The 14,867-nt window shown below is 61.7% G+C and carries 18 protein-coding genes; 7 read left to right on the top strand and 11 right to left on the bottom strand.

The genetic code is table 11. The features are described from left to right. Window positions 1-173: 173 nt before the first annotated feature. The 4 genes from QQL24_RS22995 to QQL24_RS22980 all read right to left on the bottom strand — a co-directional run bounded on the left by QQL24_RS22995 (window position 174) and on the right by QQL24_RS22980 (window position 4,240). Window positions 174-662, bottom strand: a complete 489-nt coding sequence (locus QQL24_RS22995; RefSeq protein WP_284314627.1) for an Hcp family type VI secretion system effector — start codon at window positions 660-662, stop codon at window positions 174-176. A 120-nt stretch (window positions 663-782) separates the two neighbouring features. Beyond that, window positions 783-2,276, bottom strand: coding sequence for a type VI secretion system contractile sheath large subunit (gene tssC, locus QQL24_RS22990; protein WP_284314626.1), 1,494 nt, complete (start codon window positions 2,274-2,276; stop codon window positions 783-785). Between the two features lie 42 nt (window positions 2,277-2,318). Further along, window positions 2,319-2,837: a type VI secretion system contractile sheath small subunit gene (gene tssB / locus QQL24_RS22985; RefSeq protein WP_431310740.1), complete on the bottom strand. Its 519-nt coding sequence runs from the start codon at window positions 2,835-2,837 to the stop codon at window positions 2,319-2,321. 683 nt (window positions 2,838-3,520) lie between these two features. Further along, window positions 3,521-4,240, bottom strand: coding sequence for a response regulator (locus QQL24_RS22980; RefSeq protein ID WP_284314625.1), 720 nt, complete (start codon window positions 4,238-4,240; stop codon window positions 3,521-3,523). A gap of 545 nt (window positions 4,241-4,785) precedes the next feature. Between QQL24_RS22980 and QQL24_RS22975 the strand changes: the two genes are divergently transcribed. The 3 genes from QQL24_RS22975 to QQL24_RS22965 all read left to right on the top strand — a co-directional run bounded on the left by QQL24_RS22975 (window position 4,786) and on the right by QQL24_RS22965 (window position 5,925). Continuing rightward, a complete protein-coding gene (locus QQL24_RS22975; protein WP_284314624.1) occupies window positions 4,786-4,968 on the top strand; it encodes a hypothetical protein in 183 nt (60 codons plus the stop codon). Window positions 4,969-5,033: 65 nt separating this feature from the next. Then, entirely contained in the window at window positions 5,034-5,231 is a 198-nt protein-coding gene (locus QQL24_RS22970; protein ID WP_284314623.1) for a hypothetical protein, read from the top strand. 187 nt (window positions 5,232-5,418) lie between these two features. After that, window positions 5,419-5,925, top strand: a complete 507-nt coding sequence (locus QQL24_RS22965) for a hypothetical protein (RefSeq protein ID WP_284314622.1) — start codon at window positions 5,419-5,421, stop codon at window positions 5,923-5,925. 22 nt (window positions 5,926-5,947) lie between these two features. Here the strand turns inward: QQL24_RS22965 and QQL24_RS22960 are convergent, their stop codons facing one another. Continuing rightward, the gene (locus QQL24_RS22960; protein WP_284314621.1) at window positions 5,948-6,145 is read right to left on the bottom strand and encodes a hypothetical protein; all 198 of its coding nucleotides are present in this window, start codon (window positions 6,143-6,145) and stop codon (window positions 5,948-5,950) included. A gap of 345 nt (window positions 6,146-6,490) precedes the next feature. Here QQL24_RS22960 and QQL24_RS22955 point away from each other — a divergent pair, with 345 nt between their 5' ends. Then, window positions 6,491-7,021, top strand: a complete 531-nt coding sequence (locus QQL24_RS22955) for a DUF1269 domain-containing protein (protein WP_284314620.1) — start codon at window positions 6,491-6,493, stop codon at window positions 7,019-7,021. A gap of 143 nt (window positions 7,022-7,164) precedes the next feature. Next, a complete protein-coding gene (locus QQL24_RS22950; RefSeq protein ID WP_284314619.1) occupies window positions 7,165-8,190 on the top strand; it encodes a MerR family transcriptional regulator in 1,026 nt (341 codons plus the stop codon). Window positions 8,191-8,319: 129 nt separating this feature from the next. Here the strand turns inward: QQL24_RS22950 and QQL24_RS22945 are convergent, their stop codons facing one another. Together QQL24_RS22945 and QQL24_RS22940 are read right to left on the bottom strand one after the other, a co-directional pair. Continuing rightward, on the bottom strand, window positions 8,320-8,583 hold the full coding sequence (locus tag QQL24_RS22945) for a hypothetical protein (RefSeq protein ID WP_284314618.1): 264 nt from the start codon (window positions 8,581-8,583) through the stop codon (window positions 8,320-8,322). 122 nt (window positions 8,584-8,705) lie between these two features. Further along, a complete protein-coding gene (locus tag QQL24_RS22940; RefSeq protein ID WP_284314617.1) occupies window positions 8,706-9,209 on the bottom strand; it encodes a class I SAM-dependent methyltransferase in 504 nt (167 codons plus the stop codon). Window positions 9,210-9,375: 166 nt separating this feature from the next. On the opposite strand from QQL24_RS22940, the gene QQL24_RS22935 reads away from it, so the two are divergent. After that, complete coding sequence (locus tag QQL24_RS22935) at window positions 9,376-9,651, top strand: DUF982 domain-containing protein (protein ID WP_284314616.1); 276 nt, start codon at window positions 9,376-9,378, stop codon at window positions 9,649-9,651. 218 nt (window positions 9,652-9,869) lie between these two features. Here QQL24_RS22935 and QQL24_RS22930 read toward each other — a convergent pair whose 3' ends face one another. Together QQL24_RS22930 and QQL24_RS22925 are read right to left on the bottom strand one after the other, a co-directional pair. Next, entirely contained in the window at window positions 9,870-10,136 is a 267-nt protein-coding gene (locus QQL24_RS22930) for a hypothetical protein (RefSeq protein WP_284314615.1), read from the bottom strand. Window positions 10,137-10,571: 435 nt separating this feature from the next. Beyond that, a complete protein-coding gene (locus tag QQL24_RS22925; protein ID WP_284314614.1) occupies window positions 10,572-11,414 on the bottom strand; it encodes a lytic transglycosylase domain-containing protein in 843 nt (280 codons plus the stop codon). A gap of 164 nt (window positions 11,415-11,578) precedes the next feature. Between QQL24_RS22925 and QQL24_RS22920 the strand changes: the two genes are divergently transcribed. Further along, on the top strand, window positions 11,579-12,205 hold the full coding sequence (locus QQL24_RS22920; protein WP_284314613.1) for a DUF4893 domain-containing protein: 627 nt from the start codon (window positions 11,579-11,581) through the stop codon (window positions 12,203-12,205). A gap of 57 nt (window positions 12,206-12,262) precedes the next feature. Here the strand turns inward: QQL24_RS22920 and QQL24_RS22915 are convergent, their stop codons facing one another. Together QQL24_RS22915 and sthA are read right to left on the bottom strand one after the other, a co-directional pair. Further along, a complete protein-coding gene (locus QQL24_RS22915) occupies window positions 12,263-12,964 on the bottom strand; it encodes an HAD family hydrolase (protein ID WP_284314612.1) in 702 nt (233 codons plus the stop codon). A gap of 131 nt (window positions 12,965-13,095) precedes the next feature. Continuing rightward, window positions 13,096-14,487: a Si-specific NAD(P)(+) transhydrogenase gene (sthA, locus tag QQL24_RS22910; protein WP_284314696.1), complete on the bottom strand. Its 1,392-nt coding sequence runs from the start codon at window positions 14,485-14,487 to the stop codon at window positions 13,096-13,098. Window positions 14,488-14,867 lie beyond the last annotated feature (380 nt).

Raw genomic sequence — 14,867 nt, 5'->3', positions numbered from 1 at the left:
TAGACTGTACTGGGTGAGGCCGGGCAGTATCTCACACCTGTGCGTGAGTGCCCGGCCCACTAAAGCGTTTTGCGATTTGACGGAATCGGCAAGAATCGCAAAGACGCGTCGAACAAAGAGTTAGAGCAAAGCAGCGTTTACGCCTAAACGCGCTTTGCTCCAGGGATAGAGGATTACGAGTCCTTGCCCGTGGCGACGTTGTAGGTGAACTCGATCGGGCCGCCATCGGCGGCGCCGGTCTTGTCCTGGGGCTGATACTCGTCGTGGATCTGTTCATAGGTGACGGAGAAGCTCTCCATGGCGCCGCCGTCGGATCCGCCACTCTTCTGGTAGCTGGTGATGAAGCAGTTGGTCAGGGTGGTGGTGATATAGGTGAGCTTGTCGTCACCGGCCGCCTTGCGCGCGACGAGCTTCACGGAGTCGACGTGATTGCCGAAGGCGCAATATTGGAAGATGGTCGCCGAGGCCTTGTCCACGGCCTTGGTGCAATGCAGGTCCTGCATCACCGACTTACCCTTGCCGCCGCCGGTGCCGCTGCCGAAGGTTGAGGAGTTAGAACCGCCGAGGCTCCAGCTCAGCAGTTCCATATAGCCGTCGAGGCCATCCTGCTGGGTTTCGCCCGTGATACCGTCGATCTGCAGTAGTGCGTCAGATTGTGCCATTTTGCTCTCCTGTGCGTTGGCTGGTTCGGCCCTTGTTGCGATGCGCATGGCCGTTTCACACGGACATGACTCATCATTCGCTCGTCGGAGCGTTGGCGCAGGCCGAATTCTTTCCTATGGTTACTTCTGGCTATTGGGCAGTCGCGAGACGAGACTGATACCGATGTCCATTCCCTCGAGCTGGTAGTGCGGCCTCAGAAAGAACCTTGCGCCGTAATAGCCAGGGTTCTCCTCGTCCGGGAACACTTCGACCTTGGCCGCGGCCAGGGGCCTTTTGGCCTTGATCGCCTCGGTCGAATTCTTGGGATCGCCGTCGACATAACGATTGATCCAGGTCTGCAGCCATTTCTGCAGCTGATCCTGCTCCATCGTAGAACCGATCTTGTCGCGCACCATGCATTTGAGGTAATGCGCAAAGCGCGAGACTGCGAACATGTAAGGCAGCCGGGCCGAAAGATTTTCGGAGGCTGTGGCCTCGTCCGTATCCATCTTGTGCGGCTTGTACAGCGACTGGGCGCCGATAAAGGCGGCCTTGTCGGTGTTCTTGCGGTGGATCAGTGGCAGCAAGCCCGATTTCGAAATCTCGGCCTCGCGCCGGTCGCTGATGGCGATCTCGGTAGGGCATTTGAGATCGATGCCGCCATCGTCGGTCGGGAAGGTATGCGTCGGCAGGTTGACGACCTCGCCACCGGACTGCACGCCGCGAATGCGCACCGTCCAGCCATATTCCTTGAAGGCGCGATTGACATTGGTAGCCATCGCATAGGCTGCGTTCATCCAGGCATATTTCGCGCCCTGGTGGCCGTCGGTGTCCTCCTCGAAGGCAAATTCCTCTACCGGCTCCGACTTGGCGCCATAGGGCTGGCGAGCCAGGACACGTGGCATGCACAGGCCGACATAGCGTGAATCGGGCTGGTCCCGTAGTCCGCGGAAGGCGGCGTAATCGGGCGTATCGAAGACCTTTCCGATATCGCGCGGATTGGAGAGCTCGTTCCAGCTGTCCATGCCGAACAAGGAGGGATTTGCGGCCGCAAAGAAGGGGGCATGGGCCGCGGCAGAGATCTTGCTGATGTCGCGCAGCAGCTGCACGTCGGGCGGCGAATGATCGAAATAATAATCGCCGACAAGGCAGCCATAGGGATCGCCGCCCAATTGTCCGTATTCGGCCTCATAGAGCTTCTTGAAGATCGGGCTCTGGTCCCAGCGCGCTCCCGGATAGACCTTGAACTCGCGGTAGAGTTCTTCCTTCGACACGTTCATGAAGCGGATCTTCAAGGTGACGTCGGTCTCGGAATTGAACACCAGATAGTTGAGGCCGCGCCAGGCGCTTTCGAGTTTCTGGAACTCGGGAGCGTGGATGACTTCATTGAGCTGGATCGAAAGCTGCTGGTCGAGCTTGGCGATCATCGAGTCGATGGTATCGAGGACGTCGTCCTTGACCAGCGAGGTGTCTTCGAGCGCCTGGCGGACCAGGGTCGTCACCGCGTTCTCGACTTCGCTGGCGGCGCTGTCATTGCGCGGCTTGAAGCTTTTCCGCAGCAGGCTGGAAAAAGTGTCGAGGTCACGCGTCTCGACGGCCGTACCGGTTTGATTGGTGGCTGCTGTTTCGGCCATAAGGCTGAACTCCTAAGCTTGGGCTGCTGGCGGGCGGAGCTGTCAGTTCTCTTCGGGCTTGGCCTGCTCGCTGTGATCCTTGAGCAGGCGCATGAGTTCGGGATCCTTCAGCAGCGCCTTGATCTGGTCTTCAGCGGCGACCTTGCCGTCCATGTAGCGCTGGAGGTTGGCGAGTTGCTCGCGCGCCTTCAGCAGTTTTGCGAGCGCCGGCACGCTGCGAACGACCTGAGCCGGATTGAAGTCAGTCATCTTCTCGAAGTTCAGCTTGACCGACATCTTCTCGTCGCCCTTGGCGTCGCCAAGGCGATTGGTCACTTTGAATGCGATGCCGGGCTTGATGGCCTTCATGCGATCGTCAAAATTGTCCATGTCGATGTCGAGATATTTGCGGTCGGCGATCGACGCCTTCTCGACGTCGGATGCATTGCCGGAGAGATCCGACATGACCCCCATCACGAACGGGATCTCGACGAGCTTTTCCGCGTTGTAGGGATCTTCATACTGGATCTGGACGCGCGGCGGGCGATTGCGCTTGATGAATTTCTGACCGCTATCAACCATGATCTTTTGCCTCTCTCATCGACATTGCAGTAGGAATTCCCGCGAAACGAGGAAATACAGCGGAAAACTCCAACCATCGCGCTTCAATTCATCGAGGATTGTGATCGCGGGCCCAATGGGCAAGTATCACCCCCCAGTGATATGCATCTTGCGTCAAACCCCTTCCCCCGTAATCCCCTATTTTGGGGGCTGGTAGCGAGCGACCCTTTTGCTTGCGCTCATTGATCAAACAACCGACACTTTGAACGATCAAAGAACTGGTCTTGCAGCGGGGGTCTCTGGAATTGAGGTTGGCGCTGTCTCCGGATTAATCGATCCAAGTGATTTCGGCGTGACATGCTGGAGAGAAGACCACAGCTAGCGAGGTGACTTCCTATTCCAGACAGGCCAGTACCAGGTTCCGTTCATTAGCCGACTATGCCTTCAATGAAGGCGCCTCACCTGACCGCTCTCGTTCATTGCTCAAATGGTTGGAGAAGCAGGACGACAACGGCAGGGCATACTTATACGGGCATCCTCGCTTAACTTAGTATAGAAAGCAAGATACATTCCAAGTCATAAGATTTGCATCACAAACCTTAGTCTCAACGCATGTAACGTAGCCGATGAAAGCGTCTTCACCGCTTCAAAGACCCTGAGACGTTCCGGTTCGAGCAATCTACCAAATTGCCAAAGCCAGAAACCTAGCGTGGCATATTGATGACACCCATGCTTGACGCTTCGAAGACGGCCTCAGCGCGCGAGTTTACCTCGAGCTTCTGATAGATATTCTTGACATAGGTCGCCACGGTGCTGCGGCCGATCTTAAGAATATCTCCAATCTCGACGAATGTGAATCCGCGTGCGAGAAGCTTGAGCACTTCGAGCTCCCGTTTCGAAAGCAGTTCGAGGCCCTTCTTGTCGGCGTCCTGCTCGCGTGGCTGGAATTCCTTGAGCAATTGCCGCGCAATCACCGGACTGATCGGCGAGCCGCCGCGCCGCACCTCGCGAATACTCTCCGCGAAACTGTCGAAGCGTTCGTCCTTCAGAAGATAGCCCCGCGCACCGGCCTTGATGCTCCCGAGAACCTTATCCTGATCGGCGAAAATGGTGATGACCATGATGTCGACATCGGCGTGCTTCTGGGATGCATGCCGAATGAGGTTCATGCCGGACCCATCGGGCAGGCCCAGGTCGCACAGCAACACGTCAAAAGCGCAACTGTCGATAAGCGCTTTGCCTCTTGCAGCGTTGGGAGCGGTCGCAATCACAGAAATATCCGGCGCCGCCTCAAGTGCCACAGTGATGCGCTCCAGCGCGGCGGGGTCGTCTTCGATGACGGCAACGCGGATGATCGGTGGGGCAGCTTCTGTAGAACTCGTTTCTGTCATGGTATAATTGGTCCACTCCGGCATAGTCTTCATACCGGACGCATCTGTTGAGCCAAATAAAGGCTTCCAAAGGGCAGGATAGATAGCCCCGTAACCCCCTCGTCTTACGCCAGCGTCTTTCGGCCCCCTACCTTCATATACAGGTTTTTATTTAAAAGGATGGTACACAAAAACTATTAAGTCGTTCAATAGAACGTATCAGCTCGCGGTCCGATTGATCAATTTTGGACCGTAGTCCGAAGCTATCTGCCTTGACCGATCATTGTTATTCACTGAAGCAAATCTTAACCTATCTCGTCTGTCGCGTCGAGTGATCGGGCAATCCCCATTTTGGTTGCTCGGCTGGTCAGGCACCCCTCTGGACAGCCGGATCGAACAGCAATGGGAGTTGATGAATTCAGTCCGACGCGTCCTGGTTTGATGAGGGGATCCGGCAAAAGGGGTGGCCATGCGTGGGGCTTCAAGACGATGGAGCCGCGCCCCTTGCACCTTGCCAGGCCTGCGCGGTCTGTGGAATCATTCGCGATAGTTGCAGCAGACGCCATAGTGGCATTTTCCAAGGGCCAGGACCGTAGAGCATGTTCAGCAAGGAACGGTTGTTGCACGGCGCCTGGATAGGCTTCGTCCTGCTGCTCTACGTTGCGTTCACCCTTTATCTGCGCAAGCTGGGTTATCAGTCGGTCCTGACCGAGCTGGTGCTCGGCTTCCTCTGGCTCGGCATCATCGCGCTCGGCGAATATCTGATACGCCGGCGCCGCTAAGCAGCTTCCAAAGCCACGGCAGCGCAAAAAAGGGAACCCTCGGCGCTCTGGCGTGTTCCCGATACATGGCTTTCCTGACCTTCATACTCAGCCCGGCCGCGGAAGAGTGGTGGACCTTCGCCCTGCAGATGCTGCTCGCCGATCTCGTCATCGGCCTTGTCGTGCTGGTCGGACATGGCTGGTACAAGAGGATCGAGCGCAGAACGGCTGCGGAGCACAGCGCGGCGTCGATCGAAGCAGGTATCGAGACCCGCAGGCGCTAGTCGTTGGAGCGCATCGTCCGGCACGGAAAACCAAATCTCCATCCCTCATCCATATTGCTGGAAACGTTGACGAATTCACGCCCCCTCCCCAGCACTCCCAAGCCTGCCGTAACGCCAATTAGACAATGTCCAGCCGCCACCGGCGGAAAGCCGGTATAAGGGTCTCCACCAAGGACGGAGACACCGCATGGCTCAGTCTGAAGATCTCAAGGCTTTCGAGATCAGAATCCGGGCGGCCGAGCGCGCCCATGAGACGCGTGACAAATGGCTCGCCGAGACGAACGACACCATGATCGCCTATGGCGTCGAGGCCCTCAAATCCGCCGCCCTGATCAGCGGCGGCTCGGCGGCAGGCCTGCTCGCCTTCATGGGGGCGCTGGTCGCCCATGACCGCAGCGACGTTGCAGCCTGGTTCCCTTGGCCGCTCAGCCGCTTCGTGGTGGCGCTGCTCTGTGCCTGCCTCGGATCGGGCTCGGCCTATTTCGCCCAACTCTGTTTCACGCAGAGCCTCGGGAAGCACGAAAAGACCTGGACGCCGCCCTATATCGCCGACGGCACGGCCTATCGCCGCTGGCGCCACGGCGGGCTCCTCTTCCAGGGCCTGACGATCGCCCTGGTGCTGGCTTCCTACATTGCGCTGATCATCGGGTATCTGGCGACCTACCGAGCGATCTCGATCGTCGGCTTCCGGTAGATCGGCCCCTCCCCTGTGTGATCTAATTGTCGGGCGGCAGCAGGTCCTCCATATAGATCCAGCAATAGAGGGCGAAAAAGAAGCCGGTGAGACCGCCAATGCCCACCCAAAGCCAGGGAACCGGGCCTGCGGAACTATAAATCGCCCATCCCCATGCTGAAGAGAGCACGAGAAGCGTCAGGATATTGAGCGCGATGGAGGGGCGCGGCCTCATCTTCATATCGCTACCACACTCCGAAGAAAAACGCATCCAGCATCCACAACAGCGCAGGCCCGTCCGCGGTTCAACTTGGCCCAGCTCAAGATGTGATGCGTGACACAATACTTCGCAGGTGCAATTTACGGCTCACCGTAAAGTTGATCGCGGGCCCATGAGCCTTGAGGCTGGCGCCGCCAAGCAGCGCATCATCGTCTTTCCACCATTGCGGGGCCTTCCATCTTTTCACGCGTCGCCGCGGTTTGCAGCCGATCCGTCAAGAAAGCCTCGCATTGCCATCCTATCGTGGACGGTGCAGCTTGTCGGCCCCGCCGGGTGCGGCAAATATTTTCCGTTGAGGAGCTTCTCATGAGCGATCTGGTGTTTATCGCCTTCCCGAACGAGCAGAAGGCCGAGGAGGTGCGCGACCGCATCCTCGGCATGCAGAAGGAATATCTCATCGAACTGGGCGATGCGGTGATCGCGACCAAGGACGAGCAAGGCCGGGTGAAGCTCAACCAGATGGTGAACACCACGGCCGCCGGCGCCGCTTCCGGTGCGATCTGGGGTACGCTGGTCGGCCTGATCTTCATGGCCCCGCTGGTGGGTACGGCGATCGGCGCCGCCTCCGGCGCGCTTGGCGGCTATCTCACCGATACCGGCATCGACGACAAGTTCATGAAGGAGGCAGCCGGGGCGCTGTCGCCCGGCAGCGCCGGCCTATTCCTGCTGATTCGCAAGCTGACCGCGGACAAGGTGCTGGCGGATCTCGAAGGCGTCGGCGGCACGGTGATGCGCACATCCTTCGACCACGAGCAGGAGCAGAAGCTGCGCGACGCCCTAGCCGGCCACGCTGCCGCACCACAGCCCGCACCGGAGAAGACCGACACGGCGGGCTGAGTGGAGTGCCGGTCTCGCCGTCTTCCTTGGTGGCGGACGGCTGACATCCAAGATTGGCAGTCGGAGACTGCCAATCCAATCCTGCTTGACCCGGCCCCTGGGGCCACCCCGATAGAAGGGCGGTCAACCAGGAGGGAGGATTCGTGGTCAGGTCTGCCGAGTTTCTCAATGCATCCGAGGCGGCCCGCCAGCTCGGTGTGTCCGCCAAGGCGCTGCGGCTCTATGAGCAGCGCGGCCTGCTCGCGCCGGTGCGGAGCGCCGCCGGGTGGCGGGCCTATGGCCCCGGCGAGATGGCGCGCGCGGCCGAGATCGCGGCGCTGCGCGCCCTCGGCTTCAGCCTTGCCCAGATCGGACGCGTGCTGAAGGGCGAGGCAAGGGGCCTCGGACCGGCTCTCGCGTCGCATCAGGCGGCCCTCGAAGCCCGCCTTCGGCACTTGGCCGATACGCTGGCCAGGGTGCGCGGCCTCAGGGACGATCTCGCCCGCGGCCATGCGCCCACGGCCAGAGAGCTTGCCGGCGCACTCGGTTCCGGCACGGCCCCCGGCATTGCCTTCGACCTGCCCTGGCCCTGGGGCGGCGAACGCCTCGAACTCTCTGCCATCAGGCCCCTCACCTACATCATCGGCCCGCTTGGCAGCGGCAAGACGCGGCTGGCACAGCGCCTAGCCGAAACCGTACCCGGGGCCGCTTTCCTCGGCCTCGACCGGCTGGCGGAAAGCAGCGTGGCGAAGGTCGCGGCGGACCCGGTCCTGAAGGCGGCGGTGGACGAAAGGCTCGCCTGGCTGACCGAGGACGGCGCCACGGCGAGCGACGCCCTCACCGTCCTCCTCGGCGGCCTCGAAGCAGAGGGGCCGGCAGTGCTGGTGGTCGACATGATCGAGCAGGGGCTGGACCAGGCGACGCAGGAGGCCGTGATCGCCATGCTGCGCCGCCGCGGTCCGGCCGGTCGGCCGCTCTTCCTGCTTACACGCTCCTCCGCGATCCTCGACCTTGCCGTCCTCGGCCCGGACGAGGCCCTTCTGTTCTGCCCCGCCAACCACAGCCCGCCGATGCTGGTGGCGCCCTATCCGGGGGCACCGGGCTATGAGGGCGTCGCCACCTGCCTCGCCTCGCCAGCCGTGCGGGCGCGGACGGAAGGCGTCATCGCCTGGCGGCCGCAGGTGGCATAATTCATTCCGGAGGAAGCCGACCTTACGCCTGGTAGCCAGGGGTTTGCCTGAATTTGAAAGGTGAGTGCCTCGTCATCGGCAATCAGCGGCTGGTAACCGGCCGGTGCCTCGCAACGAGGGCATGCCGCACTATCCTGCTTGCGGTACTTGCTCGCAGGCACGGCCGTGGATCTCGCCTGAGCGACGAAGATAGCGCTCCTCCAGCACCGGGCGATCGAAGCGGATCAACAGGGCCACGACGAGGCCCATCGCCACCAGCAGGGGCGAGATGAAAAAGAAGATAGCGAAACTTGGCCAGAAGAGGACCCAGAACAAGGATCCCCACCTGACGGCAACATAGGCGCACAGGGCGGCACAGCCCGCATCGAACAGGATATTCGCAATCAAAATCACGGAGAGGTCTCACATCGCACGCCTCCTCTTACTCTAGGTGATGTACTAAAGTAAAGGCCGATATGATATGAAAATGTTCTCCATGCCGCTCCGGCAGGCGGGAAATTGGCTCGCGCGGTATCTCAGGCCAGCCGGTAGATGAAATAGCGCCCCTTGGGAACCTCGGGGGTATCGAGTTCCGTGTAGGCCGGCGGCACTTTGCCGTGCACCAGGGAAATGTCGGTGTTGCTGATATAGAGGCCGCCGGGGGCGATCAGGCCGGGCAAATATTCGATGATGCTCGCGACGATCGGCACGGCGCCGTCGCGATCCCTAAGGCCGAGATCGGAATGGGCCATCGCCGCCTTGCGCGGCAGGCGTGCGGCCGCCGTCTTCACGGTCTCATGGATGTCGCCCTCGAACAGGAGCGCTTCGGGCGGGCGGACGAAGACATTGGGGCTGACGACCTTCTCGAAGACATAGACGTCCCGGTCCGGAAATGTCTGCAGGATGTGGTCATAGGTGCGCCCATGCCCGAGCCCGAATTCGAGGATGGGCCCCTCGACATCCCGGATCAGATCGCGGGAGAGGTCGATGCAGGTGCGCTGCGCCATCATGCGGGTAATGAAATTGTCGAGATAACTCATTGATCGATATCACGGGAAAAAGGGACAGGCCCAGCCAGGCCACCGTCATAGAGGCCACCGGCGTGCCCGGCAAGCGAGGCGGAACGACACGCCCGCCGGCGGCGCAACGGCCGCCGCGAGGGAACCGCCGCCGTATCCCGGCCGTTACGGCTGCGGGAGGTATGCCATGGAGAATAAAGCCTGGTCGAAGCCCGTCATGTTCGAGGCTTGCCCCGGGACCTGCCGGGTGGTCGCCAGCACGGACGAGGCCTCGCATTATCTGTTGAACCGCTGGCCGGTGGAAGGCGGACCGCATTATATCGAGGCCCGCAAGATCTGCCTCGACGTCCTCGCCGGCCTGCGCACGCCGGAAGATGCCAGAGCCGCCTTCATCGCCGCCACGGCCGAGGCGGGCATGCCCGTCATCGATGGCAACAAGCCTGCCGCCGAGGCAGGCGGATGATGCCGCGAACGCAGTTGCCCCCATAGCAGTCAGTGGACTACCGGCAAATTTGACGGTGTGCAGAAAATTTGTACCCCGGCTAATCTCTCTTTGCGAGCGGCGCGGTCTCTCCGAACAGACCCTCCCAACGTGTCGTTCGCGTTTTCCCGGCTCGTCTCTCGTCGAACCTCCCAAAGCCCGCGCAAGCGGGCTTTTCTTTGCCCGACAATTTGAGCGGATCAACCGCGCGAATAGGGAATCGGCACTTCGGCCCGCTCCAGAAGCCATTCCCAATTGCCGCGAGAATAGCCCCGCGAGACGTCGGCGAGCAGCTTGGCCATCTCCGCCTCGATCACCGCGATCTCGGCCATGGCATGGGTGTTGGCGACCAGCAGCGTGCGCACGGCGGCGCGGGGATCGCCACCACATTCGGCGATGGCCTCATCGACGCTTTCCTCGAGCTCGGCCGTGGTCTTGAACTCGCTCACCCTCGCCTGCGCCGCCATCGATTCCTCCCGCGTTTCACCGGCCGAAAGCTAAGGTCGGCGGACGAGGCTGTCGAGTCTTTTGTTCGCTGTATGTTCCATAGTAGGGCGAAGTCGAAGGAAGCGTTCCTGGGACCGCAGGCGTCCCGCCTGCTCTTAAACCGTATCGTTTCCAAGAGCAGGCGGGACGCCTGCGGTCCCAGGAATCGGCCTCGTCTTTGACAGCCGCCATGCCCCAATAAAAAAGTGAAAACGCGCTGGAACAAAGCTGCCCGACGCCTGTTGTCACCTCGATCGGATGCCACGAAGCCGTTCCTGGCGTCCGTCGGGGCTTGCTCTCCCCTGCAGCCCTGTCGACTTCGAGCTGTTGACGCACTCGTGGTTTTCCTGGCCTTAACCGGCTATCGTTCTACGACCCCGACTGCCGGGTGCCTCTCGCACCCGGCATTTTTCGTGCTAATTTCGCAGCACCACGCAGGCCCCGCCCGCCTGATGCAGCCTGTCGCACAGGAGACTTGCCTCGCGCATGGTCTTGGCCGGCAGACGCACGCGATAGAAGGCCCGCCGGCCGCGGCCGGCCATGCGCGTGCCGATGATCAGCGTGTCCCTGCCGCCGAGGATGGCGGGAAAGCGCGCCGCCACCCGCTCATAGGAGGCGATGGCCCGGCTCTTGGAGAAATTGCCGGAAAGCTGCACGCCGAAGGGGGCATAGGGCCCCTCAATCAACTCCTGCGGCGCCGTCTTGCGAATGGCGGTGACGATGGCAAGGCAGCCCTGGTCCTTCGGCGGCTCCGGCTCGCGTTTCAGCCCCTCGAGCGAGGCCCAGTCATAGACACTGCGATGGGTAATGAAGCGGACATAATCCTCCGTTTCCGGCGGCAGGAAGCGGCCCTTGTCGAACCAGTCCTGTAGTCGCTTCGGACCGGCATTATAGGCGGCGAGCGCCAGGCCCCAATTGCCGAACTGGTCCTTCATTGCCGTGAGATAGGCAGCGGAAGCCGGAATCGCCTTTTCGGGGTCGAACGGGTCGTCGAGGTTCCACTCCTCCGCCGTGCCGGGCATGAACTGTGCGATGCCCTGCGCCCCCGCTCCACTGATGACATGCGGCCGGAAGCTGCTCTCGCGCCAGATCAGCCGGGTGAACATCTCCGGCGGGATGGATCTGGCCGCCGCCGCCGTCTCGATCAGCCTGCAGATCGCCTGGTCGAAGGTCTCCTGTTGCGCCTGGGCCTTTCCCGGCACGAGGAGAAGGCACAAGCAGATCGCCAGGGCCAGGACAAGGGGAAGGCGCAGACTCATGGATTCCGGTTTCGACAAGGCGTGCCGCGGCGCCGGTTCTATCGCGTGCCAGCGGGACTTACAAACCCCATTGAGCCAGGCGCGTTGACCCATGACAGCGGCAGGCCCTTGCCTGGCAGATCCGGGGCAGGCAAAAGATCGCCATCGTGAAGAGGAAGACTGCCATGAGAATCGATTTGCGGATTGCCGCCACGCTTGCCTGGCTCGCCATTCCCGGCCTCGCCTCGGCGGCCGGCGCCGCGGGTTTCGACCCGACGCCGCGGATCCCGGTCAAGATCGAGGATGCCGATCATGCGCGTTTCCTGGATTTCGACGCCACCCGCCAGCGCACCATCGCCGCGGCCCTCGCCGGCACCACGGGCGATGACGGCGTGGCGCTGCAGAAGATCGTCTTGGGCGAGCCCGTCGCCATCACCAGCGAGAGCGACCTCATCGGCAATTGGCGCTGCCGCAGCGCGCAGCTTTCGGACGGTTCCCAGGCCAGCGACCACAAGGGCGGGGCCTATATCTATACCTATTTCAAATGCGCCATTCACAAGAAGGACGGCAAGCTCTTCTTCGAGAAGCTCAACGGCTCGCAGCGCGTGAGCGGCTTCCTCTACCGCGTGCGCGACGATCGCTACGCCTTCCTGGGCGGCACCGATCTCGCCGAAGATCCGCAAGTGCCCTATGGCTATGCTACGGACAGGAATGTGGTGGCCTACCTCTTCAAGGTCGGCACCAAGCGCCTGCGCCTTGAGATGCCGAAGACCTGCTGCAGCGATCTGGAGATCCTGGAGTTGGTCAAATAGGAGCCTGAGCGACGCGAAGCCTTCTCCGCGAGGCGCGTCCCTCATCGCTGCACCACCCTACCCCGCCTTGCTCAGCGTCTGCACGCCGTAAAAGGCGCTGCGGTCGAGCGTCAGCAGCTCGGCGATGCGGTTGATGGTGACGTCCGGCTTGGGATCGATCACCTTGCCCTCGGCCTCGGCCTCCGCCGAGTAGTGGCCCTGGCGGACATAGATGGTGGTGAGCTTGTCGCCCATCACCTTCTTCATCTTGGCGAGCAGGCGGGGCTTGTCGTCGACCATGGCGTAGTGATCGGCCGGGTAGCGACGCTGCACGGCGTCGAGCACCAGCTCCTTGTGCAGATAGATCATCACATTGCCGTCCATGGCATCCCAGATGCCGGCGTGCTGCACCTTGCGCGGCTGGAAGACCACGTCGCCGTCCGAGAGCACGGCCGGGGTGGCGAAGGCCTTGAGCTGGGCGATCGCCTCGAGCGCGCCCGGGAAGACCCGCTCGGCAAAGGGATATTCGAGCATGAAGCTCGACATCTGCAGGAGCTTGGGATCGTCATCCAGTCCGGCACGGAAGAACTGCAGGGCGCCGAGATAATCGGCATAGCCATGCTCGTCGCGGATCTTCTCATAAAGCTTGCGATAACGGGCCCGCTGTTCGGCCCCGAACAGGCTTTCAAGCTTGTCCATGAGGTCGTCGCCGAAGCGATCATTGTCGAGCAGGGTGTTGTCGACATCGAAGAGTACGACGAGCTGGTGTTCGTTGGGCACGGCAGCCTCCCTGAGGTGTCGGTTGAGATCGTGAAGTAAGGATGATCAGGCTTGCTGATACGCGGCTCTCCGGCTCGAACCAGGCAGCTCAGCTATCAGCAACGACCCGGGTGGAAATCAGTTCCTCCATGTTACCGCCCCATCCGGTTCCAGGCGTCGAGGCCCGCAATCTTGTAGGCTTCGGCCAGCGTCGGGTAGTTGAAGGTGTTCTCGATGAAGTAGTCGATCGTTCCCTTGAGGTTGAGGACTGCCTGGCCGATATGGATCAGTTCGGTCGCTCCCTCGCCAAGGATGTGGACCCCGAGAAGGCGGCGCGTCTTGGTCGAGAAGATCATTTTCATGATGCCGCTGTTGAGCCCCATGATATGGCCGCGCGACGTCTCGCGGAAACGGGCGATCCCCACTTCATAGGGAATGCCCTTCTGGCGCACTTCCTCCTCGGTAAGGCCGGTGGTCGAGATTTCCGGCACCGAATAGATGCCATAAGGGAAATATTCCGGTGGCGGCGGCGGATTGAGGCCAAAGGCGTGGCAGGCAGCCACACGGCCCTGCTCCATCGAAGTGGAGGCGAGGCTCGGAAAGCCGATCACATCGCCCGCCGCATAGATATGCGGCACCTCGGTCTGCAACGTCGCGGGATTGACGCCGATGCGGCCGCGATGGTCGACCTTCAGCCCGGCGGCCTCGAGATTGAGCCTGTCGGTGGCGCCGAAGCGCCCGGCCGCGAACAGCAGCATCTCTGTGGTGACATGGCGCCCATCGCCGAGCTTGGTGGTGATGCGGCCATTCTCGCCCACCTCGATCGAGTTGACCGCCGAGCCGAGGCGCAGGGCGACATTGCGATCGCGCAGTTCATGCATGAACTCGTCGATGAGTTCCTTGTCGATGAAGTCGAGGAAGGTGGGGCGAGGCTCGATCAGGGTGACGGCGACATCGAGCGCGGAGAAGATGGTGGCATATTCGACGCCGATCACGCCGGCGCCGATCACCGCAAGGCTCCGTGGCAGCTTGGGCAGCTCGATGATCTCGTCGGAATCGAACACGGTCGTGTTGTTGAAGGGCACATAATCGGGCCGGAAGGGCTTGGTGCCGCAGGCGATCAGCACATGGGCGGCCGAGACGATGCGCTTCTCGCCGACATCGGACGTGATCTCGATCTCGTGCGGGCTGACGAAGCAGGCCTCGCCGCGGGCGGTGCGCACGGTGTTGCGGCTGAACTGGTGCTCGAGAACCTCGACCTCGTGGTCCAGCGTCTTCTGCAGGCGGGCCATCAGGTCGCCGGCGCCGATATCCTGCTTGACGCGGTAGGAGCGGCCGTAGAAGCCGCGCTCGCGCCAGCCCGAGAGGTTCAGCACCGTCTCGCGCAGGGTCTTGGAGGGGATGGTGCCGGTATGGACGGAAACGCCGCCGACCCGCCTGCCCTTCTCCACCACCAGCACCGACTTGCCGAGCTTGGCCGATTGCACGGCGGCACGGCGCCCGGAAGGGCCGGAACCAATGACGAGCATGTCATAGTCATACATGGAGGGCGTCTCGCGGATGGGCAGGCATCGAGGCCGGCAACGGAGTTTGCTGCGGCACAGCATGAATGCACGTCCGCGACGCTTCTGCCAAGAGAGCTTGGTATCGGCGACGAGAATATGACTGTGCGTGCGAGCGCGCCCCTGTACCATAGGGAAGATCTGGCCGAGATCGATGGCCGATGGCTCCGGCACTGTCATTCCCTCTCACCCCAATGCGCAAACGCTCTCGTTCCCACGCCTCATTCGGCTGGGTTGATGAAGAGAACCGGGCGATGGCGGCTGCCGAGCAGCCGTGAAAGCAGGATCATGGAAGATGCAGGCCGCACTGTCGGTGCAGGCCGCCATCGCCCCGTTCCGGCTGCCTGGCGCGCTGACAAGGC

Source organism: Labrys miyagiensis, assembly GCF_030160835.1.
Lineage (GTDB): Bacteria > Pseudomonadota > Alphaproteobacteria > Rhizobiales > Labraceae > Labrys > Labrys miyagiensis.
The sequence above is the reverse complement of the archived record's forward strand: the minus strand, read 5'-3'. Positions and strand labels throughout refer to the sequence as shown.

What these genes read in the sequence shown, in the direction of transcription:
- QQL24_RS22995 (WP_284314627.1), bottom strand. Translation starts at nt 662, where the DNA reads ATGGCACAATCTGACGCACTACTGCAGATCGACGGTATCACGGGCGAA.
- tssC (WP_284314626.1), bottom strand. Translation starts at nt 2,276, where the DNA reads ATGGCCGAAACAGCAGCCACCAATCAAACCGGTACGGCCGTCGAGACG.
- tssB (WP_431310740.1), bottom strand. Translation starts at nt 2,837, where the DNA reads ATGGTTGATAGCGGTCAGAAATTCATCAAGCGCAATCGCCCGCCGCGC.
- QQL24_RS22980 (WP_284314625.1), bottom strand. Translation starts at nt 4,240, where the DNA reads ATGAAGACTATGCCGGAGTGGACCAATTATACCATGACAGAAACGAGT.
- QQL24_RS22975 (WP_284314624.1), top strand. Translation starts at nt 4,786, where the DNA reads ATGTTCAGCAAGGAACGGTTGTTGCACGGCGCCTGGATAGGCTTCGTC.
- QQL24_RS22970 (WP_284314623.1), top strand. Translation starts at nt 5,034, where the DNA reads ATGGCTTTCCTGACCTTCATACTCAGCCCGGCCGCGGAAGAGTGGTGG.
- QQL24_RS22965 (WP_284314622.1), top strand. Translation starts at nt 5,419, where the DNA reads ATGGCTCAGTCTGAAGATCTCAAGGCTTTCGAGATCAGAATCCGGGCG.
- QQL24_RS22960 (WP_284314621.1), bottom strand. Translation starts at nt 6,145, where the DNA reads ATGAAGATGAGGCCGCGCCCCTCCATCGCGCTCAATATCCTGACGCTT.
- QQL24_RS22955 (WP_284314620.1), top strand. Translation starts at nt 6,491, where the DNA reads ATGAGCGATCTGGTGTTTATCGCCTTCCCGAACGAGCAGAAGGCCGAG.
- QQL24_RS22940 (WP_284314617.1), bottom strand. Translation starts at nt 9,209, where the DNA reads ATGAGTTATCTCGACAATTTCATTACCCGCATGATGGCGCAGCGCACC.
- QQL24_RS22935 (WP_284314616.1), top strand. Translation starts at nt 9,376, where the DNA reads ATGGAGAATAAAGCCTGGTCGAAGCCCGTCATGTTCGAGGCTTGCCCC.
- QQL24_RS22930 (WP_284314615.1), bottom strand. Translation starts at nt 10,136, where the DNA reads ATGGCGGCGCAGGCGAGGGTGAGCGAGTTCAAGACCACGGCCGAGCTC.
- QQL24_RS22925 (WP_284314614.1), bottom strand. Translation starts at nt 11,414, where the DNA reads ATGAGTCTGCGCCTTCCCCTTGTCCTGGCCCTGGCGATCTGCTTGTGC.
- QQL24_RS22920 (WP_284314613.1), top strand. Translation starts at nt 11,579, where the DNA reads ATGAGAATCGATTTGCGGATTGCCGCCACGCTTGCCTGGCTCGCCATT.
- sthA (WP_284314696.1), bottom strand. Translation starts at nt 14,487, where the DNA reads ATGTATGACTATGACATGCTCGTCATTGGTTCCGGCCCTTCCGGGCGC.